The sequence below is a fragment of the Roseobacter cerasinus genome, assembly GCF_009811755.1.
Classification (GTDB): domain Bacteria; phylum Pseudomonadota; class Alphaproteobacteria; order Rhodobacterales; family Rhodobacteraceae; genus Roseobacter; species Roseobacter cerasinus.
The window spans coordinates 132074-149204 of sequence record NZ_BLIV01000004.1; the positions used below are offsets into that span (position 1 = coordinate 132074).

The 17131-nt window shown below is 65.8% G+C and carries 17 protein-coding genes and 1 riboswitch; of the genes, 16 read left to right on the top strand and 1 reads right to left on the bottom strand.

What is annotated here, in order from left to right; genetic code table 11:
* Positions 1-3 precede the first annotated feature (3 nt).
* The 5 genes from cobN to cobJ are packed head-to-tail and all read left to right on the top strand — an operon-like array spanning position 4 to position 6524.
* Positions 4-3297 (top strand): cobaltochelatase subunit CobN, encoded by a 3294-nt coding sequence (cobN, locus tag So717_RS11675; protein WP_159977452.1) that lies wholly within the window; start codon positions 4-6, stop codon positions 3295-3297.
* Entirely contained in the window at positions 3294-4424 is a 1131-nt protein-coding gene (locus So717_RS11680) for a ferredoxin-like domain-containing protein (RefSeq protein WP_238840868.1), read from the top strand. Before cobN ends, So717_RS11680 begins: the two co-directional genes overlap by 4 nt.
* Positions 4421-5050: a precorrin-8X methylmutase gene (locus tag So717_RS11685; protein ID WP_159977453.1), complete on the top strand. Its 630-nt coding sequence runs from the start codon at positions 4421-4423 to the stop codon at positions 5048-5050. Before So717_RS11680 ends, So717_RS11685 begins: the two co-directional genes overlap by 4 nt.
* A complete protein-coding gene (cobI, locus tag So717_RS11690; protein ID WP_159977454.1) occupies positions 5047-5775 on the top strand; it encodes a precorrin-2 C(20)-methyltransferase in 729 nt (242 codons plus the stop codon). Before So717_RS11685 ends, cobI begins: the two co-directional genes overlap by 4 nt.
* Positions 5772-6524: a precorrin-3B C(17)-methyltransferase gene (cobJ, locus tag So717_RS11695; protein WP_159977455.1), complete on the top strand. Its 753-nt coding sequence runs from the start codon at positions 5772-5774 to the stop codon at positions 6522-6524. The genes cobI and cobJ overlap by 4 nt, the downstream gene beginning before the upstream one ends.
* On the opposite strand, the gene So717_RS11700 is transcribed toward cobJ, so the two are convergent.
* Positions 6497-7252 (bottom strand): cobalt-precorrin-6A reductase, encoded by a 756-nt coding sequence (locus So717_RS11700; protein WP_159977456.1) that lies wholly within the window; start codon positions 7250-7252, stop codon positions 6497-6499. The genes cobJ and So717_RS11700 overlap by 28 nt on opposite strands.
* On the opposite strand from So717_RS11700, the gene cbiE reads away from it, so the two are divergent.
* The 11 genes from cbiE to So717_RS11755 all read left to right on the top strand — a co-directional run bounded on the left by cbiE (position 7251) and on the right by So717_RS11755 (position 17095).
* A complete protein-coding gene (gene cbiE / locus So717_RS11705; protein ID WP_159977457.1) occupies positions 7251-8450 on the top strand; it encodes a precorrin-6y C5,15-methyltransferase (decarboxylating) subunit CbiE in 1200 nt (399 codons plus the stop codon). The two genes, So717_RS11700 and cbiE, sit on opposite strands and share 2 nt — an antisense overlap.
* Complete coding sequence (locus So717_RS11710) at positions 8447-8815, top strand: cobalamin biosynthesis protein (RefSeq protein WP_159977458.1); 369 nt, start codon at positions 8447-8449, stop codon at positions 8813-8815. Before cbiE ends, So717_RS11710 begins: the two co-directional genes overlap by 4 nt.
* Complete coding sequence (gene cobM, locus So717_RS11715) at positions 8812-9606, top strand: precorrin-4 C(11)-methyltransferase (protein ID WP_159977459.1); 795 nt, start codon at positions 8812-8814, stop codon at positions 9604-9606. The genes So717_RS11710 and cobM overlap by 4 nt, the downstream gene beginning before the upstream one ends.
* The gene (locus tag So717_RS11720) at positions 9599-10918 is read left to right on the top strand and encodes a cobyrinic acid a,c-diamide synthase CobB (protein WP_159977460.1); all 1320 of its coding nucleotides are present in this window, start codon (positions 9599-9601) and stop codon (positions 10916-10918) included. Before cobM ends, So717_RS11720 begins: the two co-directional genes overlap by 8 nt.
* On the top strand, positions 10915-11634 hold the full coding sequence (gene cobA / locus So717_RS11725; protein WP_159977462.1) for a uroporphyrinogen-III C-methyltransferase: 720 nt from the start codon (positions 10915-10917) through the stop codon (positions 11632-11634). The genes So717_RS11720 and cobA overlap by 4 nt, the downstream gene beginning before the upstream one ends.
* 36 nt (positions 11635-11670) lie before the next feature.
* Positions 11671-11851: riboswitch (cobalamin riboswitch) on the top strand.
* 53 nt (positions 11852-11904) lie between these two features.
* Positions 11905-12582: an energy-coupling factor ABC transporter permease gene (locus tag So717_RS11730; RefSeq protein ID WP_159977464.1), complete on the top strand. Its 678-nt coding sequence runs from the start codon at positions 11905-11907 to the stop codon at positions 12580-12582.
* Positions 12583-12642: 60 nt separating this feature from the next.
* Positions 12643-13395 carry a precorrin-6A synthase (deacetylating) gene (gene cobF / locus So717_RS11735; RefSeq protein WP_159977466.1) on the top strand — a complete coding sequence of 251 codons (753 nt, stop codon included), beginning with the start codon at positions 12643-12645 and terminating at the stop codon, positions 13393-13395.
* Between the two features lie 92 nt (positions 13396-13487).
* Positions 13488-14390, top strand: coding sequence for a metal ABC transporter substrate-binding protein (locus So717_RS11740; RefSeq protein WP_159977468.1), 903 nt, complete (start codon positions 13488-13490; stop codon positions 14388-14390).
* A 91-nt stretch (positions 14391-14481) separates the two neighbouring features.
* Complete coding sequence (locus So717_RS11745) at positions 14482-15381, top strand: manganese/iron ABC transporter ATP-binding protein (RefSeq protein WP_159977470.1); 900 nt, start codon at positions 14482-14484, stop codon at positions 15379-15381.
* Positions 15378-16241, top strand: a complete 864-nt coding sequence (locus So717_RS11750) for a metal ABC transporter permease (RefSeq protein WP_174239040.1) — start codon at positions 15378-15380, stop codon at positions 16239-16241. Before So717_RS11745 ends, So717_RS11750 begins: the two co-directional genes overlap by 4 nt.
* Positions 16241-17095 (top strand): metal ABC transporter permease, encoded by an 855-nt coding sequence (locus So717_RS11755; protein WP_159977472.1) that lies wholly within the window; start codon positions 16241-16243, stop codon positions 17093-17095. Before So717_RS11750 ends, So717_RS11755 begins: the two co-directional genes overlap by 1 nt.
* The last annotated feature ends 36 nt before the right edge of the window (positions 17096-17131 follow it).

Here is a 17131-nt window from a genome sequence, read left to right on the forward strand (position 1 = left end):
CCCATGCACGTCGTCTTCCGCGAAAGCCACGGGCTCGAAGAGACGGAGACGCCCACCGATCTGGGGCAGACGCCCGGCGATCTGGTGGTGCTCTCCTTCTCTGACAGCGACCTTGGCGCCTTCGCGGAAGCCTGGCGGCGCGGCGGCGGGCCCGAGGGGCGGCTGCCCACGCTGCGGCTCGCCAACCTCGCCGCGCTGAAACACCCGCTCTCCGTTGATACTTACGTCGAACAAACGCTTGAGGGCGCGCAGGGCATCCTGATCCGCCTTATCGGCGGCGTGCCCTATTGGTCCTACGGTTTGCAGCAGGTGCGTGCCTTGGCCGAGCGGAAGGGCATCGCCCTCGCCGTGCTGCCCGCCGACGGGCGCGTGGACACACGGCTTGACGACTATGCCACCCTGCCGGTGTCGACCCTGCGGCGGCTCTCGCATCTCTGCGACACCGGTGGCGTGGTGGCGGCCCAGGCCGCACTGGCGCAGATGGCCTTGGCCGCCGGGCTCTACGCGGGGCCCGTGCGCGGCGCGAAATCCCTGCCAACGGTCGGCGCCTGGACGCCCGAGCATGGGGTGACCTGCCCGGTCCTGACGCTGGCCGCATCCGACAAACCCCGCCTGCTGATCACCTTCTACCGCTCCTATCTGGTCGCCGCTGACCTCGCGCCCATTGAGGCGCTCTTCACGGCCTTCCGCACGCGCGGCTACGAGGTGCTGGGCCTCTTCGCGCCATCCCTGAAAGCCCCCGAGGCGGCAGGCTGGCTCCGCCGACAGGTGGCACATCTGGCCCCCGCCGCCATAATCAACGCCACCGCCTTCAGCGGCAAAGGCGACGATGGCACGTCCCCGCTCGACGCGGGCGGGGTCCCTGTCTTCCAGGTGGCCCTCGCCACCTCCACCCGCGACGCCTGGGCCGAGGCCGAACGCGGCCTCTCGCCCGCCGACCTCGCCATGCATGTGGTGCTGCCGGAAGTCGATGGCCGGATCATGGCGGGCGTCGCCTCCTTCAAGGAGCCGGGGCAGCGTGATCCGCAACTGCAATTTTCCCGCTATGCCCACGCGCCGGTGCCCGACCGCATCGCTGCAATTGCGGATCGCGTGCACGGCTGGCTGACGCTCGCCCGCACGCCCGTGGCCGAGCGCCGGATCGCGCTTCTGCTCTCCACCTACCCGGGCAAAGACTGGAACCGGGGCCACGCCGTTGGCCTCGACGCGCCCGCTTCGGCGCAGGCGATCCTTGATGATCTGCGCGACGCGGGCTACGCGATACCGACATCGCACCGACGTCATACCGACGTGACATCGACGTTACACCGACGTTGGACTTTGGCCGCGTATCGCGCCGCTCTGGCCTGCCTGCCGCGACGCCTGCAGGCCGATCTGGAGGCCGCTTGGGGCGCCCCCGAAGACGACCCGATGGTGCAGGATGGCGCCTTCCATTTCCCGGTCACCGAGGCGGGTCAGGCCATCATCGCCCTGCAGCCCGAGCGCGGCCACCCTAACCGCCGCGTCGATGACTACCACGATCTCTCGCGCACGCCGCGCCACGGCTATGTGGCCTTTTACCTCTGGCTCCAGACGCAGGTGGACGCCCTTGTGCACATCGGCGCCCATGGCACGTTGGAGTGGCTGCCCGGAAAATCCGTCGCCTTGTCAGAGGCGTGCTGGCCCGAGGTGCTGACGGGCGCGCTGCCGGTGATCTATCCCTTCATCGTGAACGACCCGGGTGAGGCCGCGCAGGCAAAACGCCGCATCGGCGCTGTCACGCTGGGCCACGTGCCGCCGCCCCTGCGCGCCAGCGGCACACCCGACCGGCTGGTGCGGCTTGAAGCCTTGCTTGACGAATTCTCCAACGCCGATGGGCTCGACCCCCGCCGCCGCGACCGGCTGCAGGTGGATATCCGCGACGAGGCACAGGCGCTTGGCGTCGAGGACGACCTCGGCCTTGATCGCGCCGGATGCAATGCCGAGGCGATCACCCGGATCGACCATTTTGTCTGCGATATCAAAGAGATGCAGTTCGGCGAAGGCCTGCACATCTGGGGCCGGCCCGCCCGCGCAGCGACCCCGTTCGAGACCAGCCTCTCCGTCGCTGCTGAGCGGCAGGCCCTTTTGGACGCGCTTGACGGTCGCCGTGTCCCCGCGGGGCCATCGGGCTCGCCCTACCGGGGCCGCATGGATGTGCTGCCCACAGGTCGCAACCTCTACACCACCGATCCGCGCGCCGTCCCCACCCGCGCCGCCTATGCGCAGGGCGTGACCCTGGCCGACGAGCTGATCCGCCGCCATTTGCAGGACGTGGGCGACTGGCCGCGTGGGCTGATCGTGGACCTCTGGGGCTCCGCCACCATGCGCACAGCCGGCGAGGAGTTCGCTATGGCTCTTGCTCTGCTGGGCACGCGGCCCGTCTGGGATGCGGGCTCCGAGCGGGTCTCTGGCATCGAGGTCCTTCCGATCACCGAGCTTGACCGCCCCCGCATCGATGTCACGCTCCGCGTCTCCGGCCTCTTCCGCGACGTCTTCCCGACGCTCTCGGCGCTCTTCGGGCAAGCGGTCCGTGCCCTCGCGAACCGCGACGAGGCGCCGGATTGGAACCCCTATGTCGGCCGCGCCGACCTCGCCCGCGTCTACGGGCCTCAACCGGGTCGCTTCGGCGTCGGCATGGCTGACGCGCTGGACACCTATACCAGCGAGGGGCGCGCCGCGGCAGGCGAGGCCTGGCTGAGCGCCAGCGCCTGGGCGCTCGATGGCGAGAAGGCAGCCCACCACAGCCCCGGCATCCGCGCCCGCGTCGCCCAGGCCGACAGCTTTGTACACGCGCAGGACCTGCCGGAGACCGACCTGCTGCTCGCCGCTGATTACGCCGCGCATGAGGCGGGGTTTGCCGCGGCCCAAGCGGTCACCGGCGGGCAGGCCGCGCTTTATCACCTCGACACCACCGACCCCGCGCGCCCGCGCGCCCGCGCCGTGCCGGAAGAGATCGCCCGCGTCGTTCAGGCGCGCGCTGCGAACCCGGCTTGGGTCGCGGGCATGCGCGCCCATGGCTTCCGGGGTGCTGCCGAGATTGCCGCAACACTCGATCATATGGCGGCCTTTGCGCAGTTGGCGGGCGCGGTCTCGTCGCATCTCTTCGATCTCTATCACGATGCGACCCTCGGCCATGCCGAGACCGACCAGTTCCTGCAGGACGCGAACCCCGAGGCACACGCGGCGATGGTGGCCCGCTTTGCCGAGCTGCACGCAGCAGGTCTCTGGCAAACCCGGCGCAATTCCATCCTTGCGCATCTGGAGGCGGCACAGTGAGTGTGGCGCCCGCCGTCAAGGGCTGGTGCCCCGGCGCGCATCGCCCGATGATGTCGGGCGACGGTCTGATCGTCCGCGTGCGGCCCTATTTCGCACGGCTCAACGCGGTGCAGGTGCAGGGGCTTTGTGAGGCGGCACAGACCTATGGAAGCGGGGTGCTCGACCTCACCAACCGGGCAAATCTTCAGATCCGGGGCGTGTCGGAGCAGGGGCAGATGCCGCTATTGCAGGCTTTGGATGACTTGGGGCTGCTGGATCTGTCGCCGGAGCTTGAAGCGCGTCGCAATGTGTTGGTGACCCCGTTCTGGCAGGACGGCGATGCGACTCACCGGATCACGCGAGACCTGCTGAGCCGTCTCGTGCAACTGCCTGATTTACCTGCGAAGTTTGGCCTTGCGGTGGATGCTGGCCCCGCGCCGCTCTTGCAGGAGGACTCCGCTGATATTCGCGTTGAACGGTCGGCGCAGGGCTGGTGTGTCCGGGCGGACGGCGCCGACCGGGGCAAGCCGGTGGCCGAGCCAGAGATCGGCGCGGCCGTTCTGGATATGGCGCGGTGGTTTGCGGCGCAGCGCACGGCTGAGGAGCGGAGGATGCGTGCGGTTGTGCGGCGGGTGGCCCTGCCCGCCGCGTGGCGCGAAGTGACCCCGCTGCCCGGTGGTCCGCGCCCTGCACCCGGAATGCACCCGCTCGGTGCCGTGGTCGGCGCGGAGTTTGGTCAGTTCGAAGCGGCAAGCCTGGCGCGTTGGATGGTGGAGACGGGCGCGCAGGCGTTGCGGGTCACGCCATGGCGCCGGATTGTGCTGGACGGCGCTGCCCCCGAGCGCTGTGACGACCTTCCGACCGCTGAGATAATGATGCGCGCCGACGCCTGCGCAGGCGCGCCCTTCTGCACCGGCGCGACGGTTGAGACACGGGCCCTCGCCCGGCAACTGGCCACCGTCACGCAGGGCAGCGTGCATGTCTCAGGCTGCGCCAAGGGCTGCGCGCGCCGGGGCCGGGCTGATCTCACACTGATCGGGCGCGACGGGCGTTTTGACCTTGTCCGGCAGGGTCATGCGTGGGATGCCCCTGAAAAAACCGGGCTCCGGCCCGATGAGATATTGGCGGAATTGAAGACCACCCCATGACTTACGTCTACGAAACAAACGGCGCCGCGATCTATAAACAGTCCTTCGCGACGATCCGGGCTGAGGCCGACCTGGCGCGCTTTTCACCCGATGAAGAGCAGATCGCTGTGCGCATGATCCATGCCGCCGGTCTGGTGGGTCTGGAAGAGCATATCCGCTTTTCGCCGGGCTTTGCGGCTGCGGCGCGCACGGCCCTGGAGGGCGGCGCGCCGATCCTCTGTGACGCCCGCATGGTCAGCGAAGGGGTCACGCGTCCACGTCTGCCTGCGGACAATACCGTCATCTGCACCCTGCATGATGACGGCGTGCGCGCGTTGGCCGCTGAGATGCAGAACACCCGCTCTGCCGCAGCGCTTGAATTGTGGCGCCCGCATCTGGAGGGCGCGCTCGTCGCTATCGGCAACGCGCCCACGGCGCTTTTCCACCTATTGAACATGCTGCAAGACCCAGGCTGCCCGCGCCCTGCCGCGATTATCGGTTGCCCCGTGGGGTTCGTGGGGGCGGTGGAAAGCAAGGATGCGCTCTGGGCTGATCAGCCGGTGCCTTGCTGCATCGTGCAGGGCCGCTTGGGCGGCAGCGCCATCACCGTTGCCGCCATCAACGCCATCGCGAGCCGGGCGGAATGAGCACCGGCACGATCTATGGCGTCGGCCTCGGCCCCGGTGATCCGGACCTGATGAGCGTGCGGGCAGACCGTCTGTTGCGGGGCGCCCGGCATGTGGCCTTCTTTCGCAAGGCGGGCCGCTCCGGTCAGGCGCGGCGCATCGTCGAGGGGTTGCTGCACGCCGATGTGGTCGAATTCCCCATGGAATATCCGGTGACCACGGAAATCCCGGTGACTGACCCGGCCTACAATGACGCGCTTTCGGGCTTCTATGCCAGCTGCACGGACCACCTGAAACAGCTGGTCGGGCAGGGCGAAGATGTCGTTGTGCTCTGCGAGGGGGATCCGTTCTTTTTCGGCTCCTTCATGCACCTCTACACCCGGCTCAAGGACGAGGTGCCAGTGCAGGTGGTGCCAGCGATCACGGGCATGTCAGGGGCCTGGACGGCGACGGGCCAACCGGTGACCTGGGGGGATGATATCCTCACAGTGCTGATGGGTACGCTGCCGAAAGAGACCCTCACCGAGGCCATGATGCGCAGCGATGCGGTGGTGGTGATGAAGATCGGGCGGCATTTCGATAAAGTCACCTCCGCCTTGAAGGCAGCGGATCTATATGACCGCGCGTGGTTGATCGAATACGCCAGCATGCCCAACCAGACGGTGCAGCAGCTGGCCGAGGCGGGCGACAAGGTCACGCCCTATTTCTCCATCATCGTGGTGCACGGGCAGGGCCGCCGGCCATGAGCGGCTGGCTTGTTATTGCGGGCCTTGGCCCGGGCGATCCCGACCTGATGACACCAGAGGTCAGCCGCGCCTTGGCGGAAGCGACGGATGTAGTGGGCTACATTCCTTATGTGGCGCGCGTGGCGGAGCGCCCCGGCCTGCGCCTGCACGCCAGCGACAACCGGGTCGAGCTGGACCGCTCCCGCCATGCCTTGGAGATGGCGGCGGAGGGGCGCCGGGTTGTGGTGGTCTCGTCGGGCGATCCCGGCGTCTTTGCTATGGCCGCCGCCGTGTTCGAAGCCGTGGAGGCGGGGCCAGCCAACTGGCGCGTGCTGGATATCCGCGTGGCGCCAGGCATCACGGCGATGCTGGCCGCCGCGGCGCGGGCGGGTGCGCCGCTGGGGCATGATTTCTGCGCAATCAACCTCAGTGACAATCTCAAACCCTGGGCGCTGATCGAAAAGCGGCTGCGGCTGGCGGTGGAGGCTGATTTCGCCATGGCCTTCTACAACCCGCGCTCCAAATCGCGACCCGAGGGCTTTGCCAAGACACTGGATATCCTCAAGGAGGCTTGCGGCGACAACCGCCCGGTGATCTTCGCGCGCGCTGTTTCGACGCCGGAGGAAGAGATCCGCGTGGTGCCGCTGACCGACACCCGCCCCGAAATGGCCGACATGCGCACGATGGTGATTGTCGGTGCCTCCAACACCCGCATCATTACGCGGGATGGGGCGCCCATCGTCTACACCCCGAGGTCGATGGAGGCATGAGCGACCCAGTCCAGCACCTCCGACACCCCATGCAACTCGCGCCGCTTGGGCAGCTCGGGCCGGTCGATCATGATCACCGGCAGGCTCAGTTCGCGTGCGGCGAGGATCTTGGCATAGGCGCCCCTGCCACCGGAGTTCTTGGAGACCACGAGGCTGATCCGATGGTCCCGCATCAGCGCCAGATCGGTGGCGGCATCGAATGGGCCGCGATCTACGAGGATGTGATGCTCCGGGAAGGGCGGCGGCACTTCGGGCGGGTCGACCAAGCGCAGCAGGTACCAATGCTGCGGATGCGGTGCGAAAGCGGGGAGGTTCAGGCGACCAATGGCCAGCATGACCCGCTCTGCCGGGCGGTCCAGCGCCGCGACGGCGCCTGCGATATCGGACACACGGGTCCAGTGGTCGCCAGCCTCGGGAGACCACGGCGCGCGGGTCAGGGCGGTGAGCGGCACGTTGGCCTCCGCGCAGGCCGCAATCGCGTTTCGACTCATCTGCGCGGCAAAGGGGTGGGTGGCGTCGACCACATGGGTGATGCGATCTGCGCGCAGGTAATCGGCAAGACCGCCCACCCCGCCAAACCCGCCCACCCTTTGCGGCAGCGGCTGGCGCACGGGCCGCGCGACCCGTCCGGCAAAGGAGATCGTGCCGCGCACGTCTGCCTCAGCCATCGCCCGGCAAAGCGCCGTGGCTTCGGTGGTGCCGCCCAGCACAAGGACGTTTGGCTCCATGTCTGACGCTCCGTGGTTGACGATCATAGGGCTGGGCGAAGATGGCCTGAACGGCTTAGGCGCCGCAAGCCGAACTGCGCTGGAGGCGGCGGAAATCGTCATTGGCCCGCCGCGCCATCTGGCCTTGCTGGGCGATCTGCCCTGCGAGACGCGGCCCTGGCCTGTGCCCTTCGCCGATGGCATCGCGCCGCTGTTGGAGTTGCGCGGCAGGCCTGTGGTTGTGCTCGCTTCGGGTGACCCGTTCTGGTTCGGCGCAGGAGCCACGCTCGCGCGGTATCTGGCACCGGACCAGTGGCGCAGCCTGCCCGGGCCGTCGACCTTCGCCCTCGCCGCAAACCAGCTTGGTTGGTCGTTGGAGCGGACGGTTTGTCTAGGCTTGCACGCGGCCCCGCTGACCCGACTTCGCCCGCATTTGGCCCCGCAGGCGCGGCTGATCCTGCTACTGCGCGACGGGGCGGCGGTGCAGGATCTGGGCAGCTATCTGGTGGCCGAGGGCTTCGGCCCCTCCGCTTGCCATGTGCTGCAGGCGTTGGGTGGCCCGCGGGAGGTGATCACGGCGACCACCGCCGATGCGCCGAGCACGGGTGAATTTCAGCACCCGGTTTGTGTGGCGGTGGAGGTCAAGGGTGAGGGCGCTGCGTTGCCAGTGGCTGGCGGTCGCCCCGACAGTTGGTTTGAGCATGACGGCCAGATCACCAAGCGCCCGGTGCGAGCCATGACGCTCTCGGCGCTGGCACCACAGCCGCATGAGTTGCTCTGGGACATCGGCGGTGGCTCCGGCTCCATCGCCATCGAGTGGCTGTTGACCCATCGGACATTGCAAGCGATCAGCTTTGAGCCACGCGCCGACCGGGCCAAGAGGATCGCGCAGAACGCCACCGGGTTGGGCGTGGAGCGTCTGAGCGTCGTGACCGGTGCTGCACCCGACGCGCTGCAAGATCAGCCCAAACCGCAGGCGGTTTTTGTAGGCGGCGGTCTGTCGCACGACCTGTTGGACTGGCTCGAAACCCACCTCGACACAGGCACCCGGCTGGTGGCCAATGCGGTGACGCTGGAGACTGAGGCGCTTTTGTTGCAAGCTCAGGCACGGAGAGGCGGGGATCTGCTCCGGCTGGAGCTGGCCCGCTCGGAGCCACTGGGGCCAAGGCGTGGCTGGAAGGCCAGCTACCCGATTGTGCAATGGAGCGTTGAGCTATGATCGCGGCAGGGTTTGGATTTCGCAAGGGAGCGACGGCCAGTAGCCTCGAAGACGCCTTTGCGCGGGCTTGCGAGGCGGCAGAGCCCGAGGTGCTCGCCACCGTAGACGACAAGGCTATGGCAGAGGCCTTTCGGCTTTTTGCCGAAGAGCGGGGCCTGCCCATCAAGGCCATCCCGCCCGACGTTCTGGCGCAGCAGAAAACAACCACGCACTCCGACGCGTCGCGGGTGCGATTTGGCACCGGTTCGGTGGCCGAAGCCTCCGCGCTGGCGGCGGCCGGGCCGGGCGCGCGGCTGCTCACCGTCCGCCAGATTTCCGCCGACAAACTCGCCACCTGCGCGCTTGCCATTCAAGAGGCCACATGACCGTTCATTTCATTGGCGCCGGACCGGGCGCCCCCGATCTTCTGACCTTGCGCGGGCGCGACCTGATCGCCGCCTGCCCGGTCTGCCTCTATGCTGGGTCGCTGGTGCCCGAGGCGGTCCTGGCCCATTGCCCCGAGGGCGCGGAGATCGTGAACACCGCGTCGATGTCGCTGGACGAGATCATTGACGCGATCCGTGCTGCTCACGCGGCGGGCAAGGATGTGGCGCGGCTGCACTCGGGCGACCTATCCGTCTGGTCGGCCATGGGCGAACAGTTGCGCCGGTTGCGCGCGCTGGGTATTCCCGTCTCGGTTACACCTGGGGTGCCGTCTTTCTCTGCGGCGGCAGCGGCGCTGGGCGCAGAGCTGACGCTGCCGGGTCTGGCGCAGTCGGTGGTGCTGACCCGGACGCCGGGGCGCGCGTCTTCGATGCCTAAGGGCGAGACGCTGACCAATTTCGCCGCGACGGGAGCGACGCTGGCCATTCACCTGTCGATCCAGAACCTGGATGCGGTGGTGCGCGATCTGACCCCGGCTTATGGCGCGGATTGTCCGGTCGCCGTCGTCTACCGCGCCAGTTGGCCCGATGAGCAGATCGTGCGCGGCACGCTCGCGGATATCGCCGCGCGCCTGGATGCAGGTATCTCGCGCACGGCGCTCATTCTTGTTGGTCCAGCGCTGGCGGGGGAAGGGTTCGATGAAAGCTGCCTCTATGCGGCGGACTACGACCGGCGCTACCGCCCGCAAACCGCCGACAGCCCCTGGGCCAGCTGGAGCCACGGCGATGACTGAGATCCCCGGTATCCTGATTTCCGCGCCCTCCTCAGGCACTGGTAAAACCACGGTGATGCTGGGCCTGCTGCGGGCCTTGGCAGACGATGGCTTGCAGGTGCAACCGTTCAAATCTGGGCCAGACTATATCGACCCCGCGTTTCATCAGGCGGCGTCGGGGCGGGCCTCCTTCAATCTGGACAGCTGGGCCATGGGGCAGCAGCTTTTGACTAGCATCTCGGCTGAGGCCGCAGGGGCGGATATCTGCGTCGGCGAAGGCTCCATGGGCCTTTACGACGGGGTCGCCACGCGAGGGCAAAGCGGCTTTGGCAGCAGCGCCGAGACCGCGCAGCACATGGGCTGGCCGGTGGTGCTGGTGGTGGACGTCAGCGGGCAGGCGCAGTCGGCAGCGGCCACGGCTCTGGGGTTCCAGGCCTACAACCCCGATGTGCCCTTTGCGGGCGTGATCCTGAACCGCTGCGCCTCGCCGCGTCATGAACGGCTGGCGCGGTTGGGAATGGAGCAGGCGGGGCTGACCGTGCTCGGCGTGCTGCCGCGCCGAGGGGATCTGACCCTGCCGGAGCGGCATCTGGGCCTCATTCAGGCCGTGGAACATCCGGATCTGGATGCTGCGATTGCAGGCTACGCAACATTCCTGCGCGCGCATGTAGATATCGCCGCCATTCGCGCAGCCGCGCGGGGCGTGGCCTTGCCGGTGGCGCAGGGCGGATTGCCAAAGCCGCCCGCACAACGCATCGCCCTGGCACGGGACGCGGCGTTTTCCTTCACCTACCCGCATGTGCTGAAAGGCTGGCGCACGGCGGGAGCGGAAATTCTGCCGTTTTCGCCGTTGAATGACGAGGCGCCGGACCCGGAGGCGGATCTGGTCTGGCTGCCGGGCGGCTACCCCGAGCTTCACGGAGGCACGCTGGCTGCTGCTCGCCGCTTTCAGGAGGGCCTGCGCACCCACGCCGAAACGCGGCCCATCCATGGCGAATGCGGAGGGTACATGGCCCTTGGCGAGGCGTTGATCGACAAGGAGGGGCAGCGGCATCTGATGGCTGGTCTGCTGGGGCTGGTGACGAGCTATGAAAAGCGCAAGTTCCATCTGGGGTATCGTCGTGCAGTGCTGGAGGCGCCGCTGCCCGGCCATACGGCCGGGGCAGCGCTGCGCGGGCATGAATTTCATTACTCCACCATTCTCGACCAGCCCGACGCGCCGCTGGCACAGGTTGCGGATGCGGACGGCAACGCAGTGCCGGAAACCGGATCCCATCGTGGCAATGTCAGCGGCACCTTCTTCCATCTGATCACGGCGGAGGAAGTCACGTGACCGGCTTTGTCAGCTTCGTGGGCTCCGGCCCCGGTGATCCGGAACTGCTGACCCTCAAGGCGGTGGATCGGTTGAAGCGGGCGGATGCGGTGCTGTTTGATGACCTCTCCTCGGGGCCAATCCTTAGCCACGCCCGACAAGGGGCCGATCTGGTTGGGGTGGGCAAACGGGCAGGCCGCCCCTCGCCGAAACAGCACCATGTGAGCCGCCTTCTGGTCGACTACGCGCAGATGGATCAGCGCGTTGTGCGGTTGAAATCCGGAGATGGAGGCATGTTCGGGCGGTTGGAGGAAGAGCTTGTCGCGTTGCGCGACGCGGGCATTCCCTATGAGATCATCCCCGGCATCCCCTCGGCCTGCGCGGCAGCGGCGGCTGCGGGCATTCCCCTCACGCGTCGTCTGACGGCGCGCCGGGTGCAGTTTGTCACCGGGCATGACGCAAAGGGCCAATTGCCGCCGGACCTCGACCTGAAGGCGCTGGCTGATCCCTCCGCCTCAACCGTCGTTTTCATGGGCAAACGGACCTTCCCGCGTCTGTTCGAGGCCCTGCACGCGCAAGGCCTGCCCGCCGATACACCCGCGATCCTCGCTCAAAGCGTCAGCACACCTGACCAGAGCATCGACCGCTCCACCGTGGCGGACCTGGCCCGGCGGTTGGAACAGGATGTTGGCAACCAGCCCGCGCTGATCCTCTACGGGCCGTTCGCAGAGATCTAAAAGTCGCTTTTGCGCTTGTTCGGGCGCCACCAACCCAGTTAGGACTGTAGGCACAGTGCCACGACTCGTGGCTGAAAAGGGAACTGAGTGAAAGTCTCAGACTGCCCCCGCAACTGTAAGCGGTGAGTACTCCGGACAATCCACTGGCCAAAGGCTGGGAAGGACCGGGGTGCAGCGACCCGCAAGTCAGGAGACCTGCTGTGCCACACTCATACCCCGTGACATCACGGGCATTTTGCTGCCGGAGGGGCAGCGCAGAAAGGATCAGACATGCATATCGAACCCGGTGTCGTTGATGGGGCCAAAATGGCCTTCGCCTATGCCACGGCAGCAGGGGCGGCTGGCTATACGGCCAAACTCGCGCTTCAGGATCTCAAGACTCACAGTGCAGGCTCGTTCGCGGTGCGGACCGCGTTGGCCGCCGTTGGCACGTTTATCTTCTTTGAGGTGCTGCCGCATTTCCCGGTGGGCGTTTCGGAAGTGCACTTCATTCTTGGCACCACGCTCTTTCTGCTGATGGGTGCGGCGCCCGCAGCTCTGGGCCTTGCGCTTGGTCTGCTCATCCAGGGGGCGTTCTTCGCGCCCAGCGATTTGCCGATGTTTTTCGTCAATGTCACGACACTGCTGGTGCCGCTCTTTGCGATCTCGGCGCTGGCGCAGCGGTTCATCCCGCAAGACCGGGCCTATGTGGATCTGGCCTATGCGGATGTCTTCAAGCTGTCAGCCCTTTATCAGGGCGGGGTTGTGGCCTGGGTGGCCTTCTGGGCTTTCTATGGTCAGGGCATTGGTGCCGAAACGGCGCAGTCCGTCCTCACCTTCGGAGCGGCCTACATGCTTGTCGTCCTGATCGAACCGATTGCGGATCTTGCAGTACTGGCCGCGGCAAAGGCGCTGCGGTCGCGCCTGCCTGATGGGCTCTTCACGGCGCGTCTCTACCGGGTCGCGTGATCTGACACTGCGACCGGCCCGGACCCCACGCGGGGGCCGGGCTTTTTTTGTGGGCGGGCCATGATCCAGACACTTTGGCTGATCGGCATCGGAACCGGATCGCCGCTGCATGTGACGGGAGAGGGCATGCAGGCGCTGCGCGACGCGTCGGTGATCCTTGTTCCGCACAAGGGGGAAGGCAAGGATGATCTGGCCGAGTTGCGCTACCGGATCATCGAGGCGTCGGGGTCCACGGCCAGACTTGTCCGCTTCAACTACCCCGAGCGGGACCCGGCCTTGCCGTATCTTGAGCGCGTGACCCAGTGGCATGATGAGATTGCACGACGCTGGCAGTCGGCTGTGGCCGAGGTTGCCCCGGAAGGTCCGGTGGCGCTGCTGGTCTGGGGGGATCCCTCGCTCTACGACAGCACGCTGCGGATTGCGCAGCGGCTACACCCTGTGCCCGACATCCGCGTGATCCCCGGCATTACGGCCATTCAAGCGCTGACGGCGGCGCATGCCATCCCCCTCAATGCCGTGAACGGCCCTATTCACATTACAACAGGCCGCCAGTTGCGCGACCAGGGTTGGCCGGAGGGCGCGGAGCGGCTGGTTGTCATGCTGGATGGGGAGGCGGGGTTTCAAACCCTTGATATCCCGGGCGCCGAGATTTTCTGGGGCGCGTATCTCGGCATGTCCGAGCAGATAGTGGAGAGCGGCCCGCTCGCCGAGGCAACCCCGCGCATTCTGCAGGCGCGCAGGGCAGCCCGTGCCCGCCATGGCTGGATTATGGATACCTATTTGCTGGTTCTGCCAAAAGCCGCAGAGGTCTAGCTTAATTGAGAATCATTCGCAAATCGCTTGACAGTTGCGACTGATTTGCATTTACAGGCGTTTGGACTACAGTTGATCCAAAGGAGAGACAAATGCCGCGATCCCTCTATACAGCCTGTTCTGCGCTGGCCCTGTCGCTAGTCGCCGCCACCGGAGGCTGGGCAGATGACAAGATCAAGGTGGTCACCACCTTTACGGTACTGGCTGACATGGCCTCCAACGTTGCGGGGGACGCTGCAGAGGTGGTGTCAATCACCAAGCCGGGGGCAGAAATCCACGGCTATGAACCGACCCCACAGGACATCGTGCGCGCCTCCGATGCCGATCTGATCCTATGGAACGGCATGAACCTTGAGCTTTGGTTTGAGCAGTTCCTGTCGAATATGGCTGATATTCCTTCGGCGACGCTGACCGAGGGGATCGACCCAATCTCCATTGCGTCAGGGTCTTACGAGGGCAAACCCAACCCGCACGCCTGGATGGGGCTGGATAATGCGCTGATCTATATTGATAATATCGTTAGGGCTCTGTCTGAAGCTGATCCGGAGAACGCGGAGACCTACGCCGCAAACGCCGCTCGTTACAAGGACGCGCTGCGCGCTACGATCGAGCCGCTGCGTGTGGCGGTGGCTGAGATCCCGGCGGACCGGCGCTGGTTGGTGACGTGTGAGGGTGCGTTCAGCTATCTGGCCCGTGATTTTGCTATGAAGGAGCTGTATCTCTGGCCGATGAACGCCGATCAGGTTGGCACGCCACAGCAGGTGCGCGCGGTGATCGATGGGGTGCGCGGCAATGATATTCCGGTCGTCTTCTGCGAAAGCACCGTGAACACGGCACCGGCCGAGCAGGTCGCGCGTGAAACCGGCGTGGCCTATGGCGGGGTGCTCTATGTCGACAGTCTAAGCGACCCCGATGGCCCGGTGCCCACCTATCTGGACCTGCTCACCGTCACCTCGCGCACGGTGGCCGAAGGCTTGCAGGAGGCGATCAATTGATCGTCGCGGATCGGAGGGCTATGTGCAGGGGATAGGTCTGCCATCCGGCTTGGCCTGGCGCGCCCAGCCATCCTGGGATGAGGACAAGCCCATGCGTGACGACATCGCCGACCCTTCGACACCGCCCGACGAGGTCAACGGTGGTGTCGGCCTTGCGGCTGAGGACGTGACCGTGACCTATCGCAACGGCCACACCGCCTTGTGGGATGCCAGTTTCGACATTCCGCGCGGTACGGTCACGGCGCTGGTGGGGGTGAACGGCGCGGGCAAATCAACGCTCTTCAAGGCTATCATGGGGTTTGTGCCCGCCTCCAAAGGGCAGATTTCCATTCTGGGCCTGAGCGTGCGCGAGGCGTTGCGCCGCAATCTTGTCGCTTACGTCCCGCAGTCCGAGGAGGTTGACTGGGCCTTCCCGGTGTTGGTTGAAGACGTCGTGATGATGGGCCGCTATGGCCATATGGGCTTTCTGCGCCGCCCCCGGCAGGCGGATCATGACGCGGTGGATCAGGCCTTGGCCCGCGTGAACATGCAAGACTATCGCCACCGTCAGATCGGCGAGCTCTCGGGCGGGCAGCGCAAGCGCGTGTTTCTCGCCCGCGCGCTGGCGCAGGATGGACAGGTGATCCTGCTGGACGAGCCCTTCACTGGCGTGGACGTGAAAACCGAAGAGCAGATCGTGGCGCTGTTGCGTGATCTGCGGGCCGAGGGGCGGGTCATGCTGGTCTCGACGCATAACCTCGGGTCGGTACCGGAGTTCTGTGACCGGACGATCCTGGTAAAGGGCACCGTGCTGTGCCACGGGTTAACTGAGACGACCTTTACCCGCGAGAACCTTGAGAAAGCCTTTGGCGGCGTTCTGCGGCACTTCACTCTGGGCGGCACAACCCTGCATGACGACGAAGACGCGCGTGAGGTCACCATCTTTACCGATGACGAGCGCCCTTTCGTGCAATACGGCGACAAGACCCAGCGCACGGACCAAGGCGGATGATCGAGCTGCTGCTGGAGCCGTTTGGCTATAGCTATATGACCAACGCCATGTGGGTCTCTGCCCTGGTTGGCGGGGTCTGTGCCTTTCTGTCAGCCTATCTGATGCTCAAGGGCTGGTCACTGATCGGCGACGCGTTGTCGCATTCGGTGGTGCCCGGAGTGGCGGGCGCCTACCTGCTGGGCCTGCCCTTCGCCCTGGGCGCGTTTATCGCAGGCGGGCTGGCGGCGGGTGCGATGTTGTTCCTGTCCGAACGCTCCGGTCTTAAACCGGATGTGATCATCGGCCTGATCTTCACGTCCTTCTTTGGCTTGGGGCTGTTCATCGTCTCGCTGAACCCCATTTCCGTCTCAATCCAGACAATCACCATGGGCAATATCCTGGCCATCACGCCGGAGGACACGGTGCAGCTGGTCCTGATCGGGGTGATTTCTCTGACCGTGCTTCTGCTCAAGTGGAAAGACCTGATGGTGACGTTCTTCGACGAGAACCACGCGCGGGCCATCGGGTTGCGGCCCGGCTTGCTGAAGGCGATCTTTTTCATGCTTCTGTCAGCCAGCGTTGTCGCCGCCATGCAAACCGTGGGGGCCTTTCTGGTGATCGCCATGGTAGTCACACCGGGGGCCACGGCCTATCTGCTCTGCGATCGCTTTCCGCGTCTGATCGCCACATCCGTCGCCATCGGCGCGGGCAGCAGCTTTGCGGGCGCCTACATCAGCTATTTTCTCGACGGCGCCACAGGCGGGATCATCGTGACCCTGCAAACGCTGATCTTCCTCTTGGCCTTTGTCTTTGCACCCAAACATGGGCTTCTGGCCGCGCGGCGCCGGTCCCGACACCCCCTGACGGAAGAGGCCGCCTGATGGACACGCAAACCCTGCTGCAGCCCTTCGCCTTTGGCTTCATGCAGAACGCCTTTCTGATCTCGATCATCGTGTCTGTTCCCACCGCGCTGCTGTCGTGTTTTCTGGTGATGAAAGGCTGGGCGCTGATGGGCGATGCGGTCAGCCATGCGGTGCTGCCGGGGATTGTGTTGGCCTATATCTTTGGCATCCCGCTGCTGCTTGGCGCCTTCGCGGCGGGTATGACCTGTGCGGTGGCCACGGGCTATCTCTCCAGCAACAGCCGGGTGAAGGAAGACACGGTGATGGGCGTCGTCTTCTCCGGCATGTTTGGCCTCGGGATCGTGCTTTATGTCGCGGTCGAGACCAATGCGCATCTCGATCACATCCTCTTTGGCAATATGCTGGGGGTGGAGCCGCATGAGCTGCGGACAGCCGCAATCATTTCGGCAGTTGTCGCTGCCATGCTTGTGTTGAAGTGGAAAGACCTGCTGTTGCAGAGCTTCGATCCCGCGCAGGCGCAGGCGTCTGGCCTGCCGGTCAAGGCGCTGCACTATGGATTGCTGGCGGGTCTTTCGCTGACGATTGTGGCGACGCTGTCGGCAGCGGGTCTGATCCTCGCCATTGGACTGTTGATTGCGCCGGGTGCCATCGCCTTCCTGCTGGTGCGTAAATTCTCCACCATGTTGTGGCTCTCGGTGCTGATTTGCATGGGTTCTATGCTGCTGGGCACTTACGCCAGCTTCTTTCTCGATAGCGCGCCCGCGCCGACGATTGTGCTGGTTCTGACAGCGTTCTTTTTGGCAGCCTTTGTGCGGCGGCAGGTTCAGACACGCCGCGCGTCACGCCGACGCATCAGTGAAGGCCAAACGTAAAAAGCCCCGCACAGGGCGGGGCTTTTCCAATCTTTT

Coding starts and splice junctions, on each gene's coding strand:
- cobN (WP_159977452.1), top strand. CDS start 4: ATGCACGTCGTCTTCCGCGAAAGCCACGGGCTCGAAGAGACGGAGACG.
- So717_RS11685 (WP_159977453.1), top strand. CDS start 4,421: ATGACTTACGTCTACGAAACAAACGGCGCCGCGATCTATAAACAGTCC.
- cobI (WP_159977454.1), top strand. CDS start 5,047: ATGAGCACCGGCACGATCTATGGCGTCGGCCTCGGCCCCGGTGATCCG.
- cobJ (WP_159977455.1), top strand. CDS start 5,772: ATGAGCGGCTGGCTTGTTATTGCGGGCCTTGGCCCGGGCGATCCCGAC.
- cbiE (WP_159977457.1), top strand. CDS start 7,251: ATGTCTGACGCTCCGTGGTTGACGATCATAGGGCTGGGCGAAGATGGC.
- So717_RS11700 (WP_159977456.1), bottom strand. CDS start 7,252: ATGGAGCCAAACGTCCTTGTGCTGGGCGGCACCACCGAAGCCACGGCG.
- So717_RS11710 (WP_159977458.1), top strand. CDS start 8,447: ATGATCGCGGCAGGGTTTGGATTTCGCAAGGGAGCGACGGCCAGTAGC.
- cobM (WP_159977459.1), top strand. CDS start 8,812: ATGACCGTTCATTTCATTGGCGCCGGACCGGGCGCCCCCGATCTTCTG.
- So717_RS11720 (WP_159977460.1), top strand. CDS start 9,599: ATGACTGAGATCCCCGGTATCCTGATTTCCGCGCCCTCCTCAGGCACT.
- So717_RS11730 (WP_159977464.1), top strand. CDS start 11,905: ATGCATATCGAACCCGGTGTCGTTGATGGGGCCAAAATGGCCTTCGCC.
- cobF (WP_159977466.1), top strand. CDS start 12,643: ATGATCCAGACACTTTGGCTGATCGGCATCGGAACCGGATCGCCGCTG.
- So717_RS11740 (WP_159977468.1), top strand. CDS start 13,488: ATGCCGCGATCCCTCTATACAGCCTGTTCTGCGCTGGCCCTGTCGCTA.
- So717_RS11745 (WP_159977470.1), top strand. CDS start 14,482: ATGCGTGACGACATCGCCGACCCTTCGACACCGCCCGACGAGGTCAAC.
- So717_RS11750 (WP_174239040.1), top strand. CDS start 15,378: ATGATCGAGCTGCTGCTGGAGCCGTTTGGCTATAGCTATATGACCAAC.
- So717_RS11755 (WP_159977472.1), top strand. CDS start 16,241: ATGGACACGCAAACCCTGCTGCAGCCCTTCGCCTTTGGCTTCATGCAG.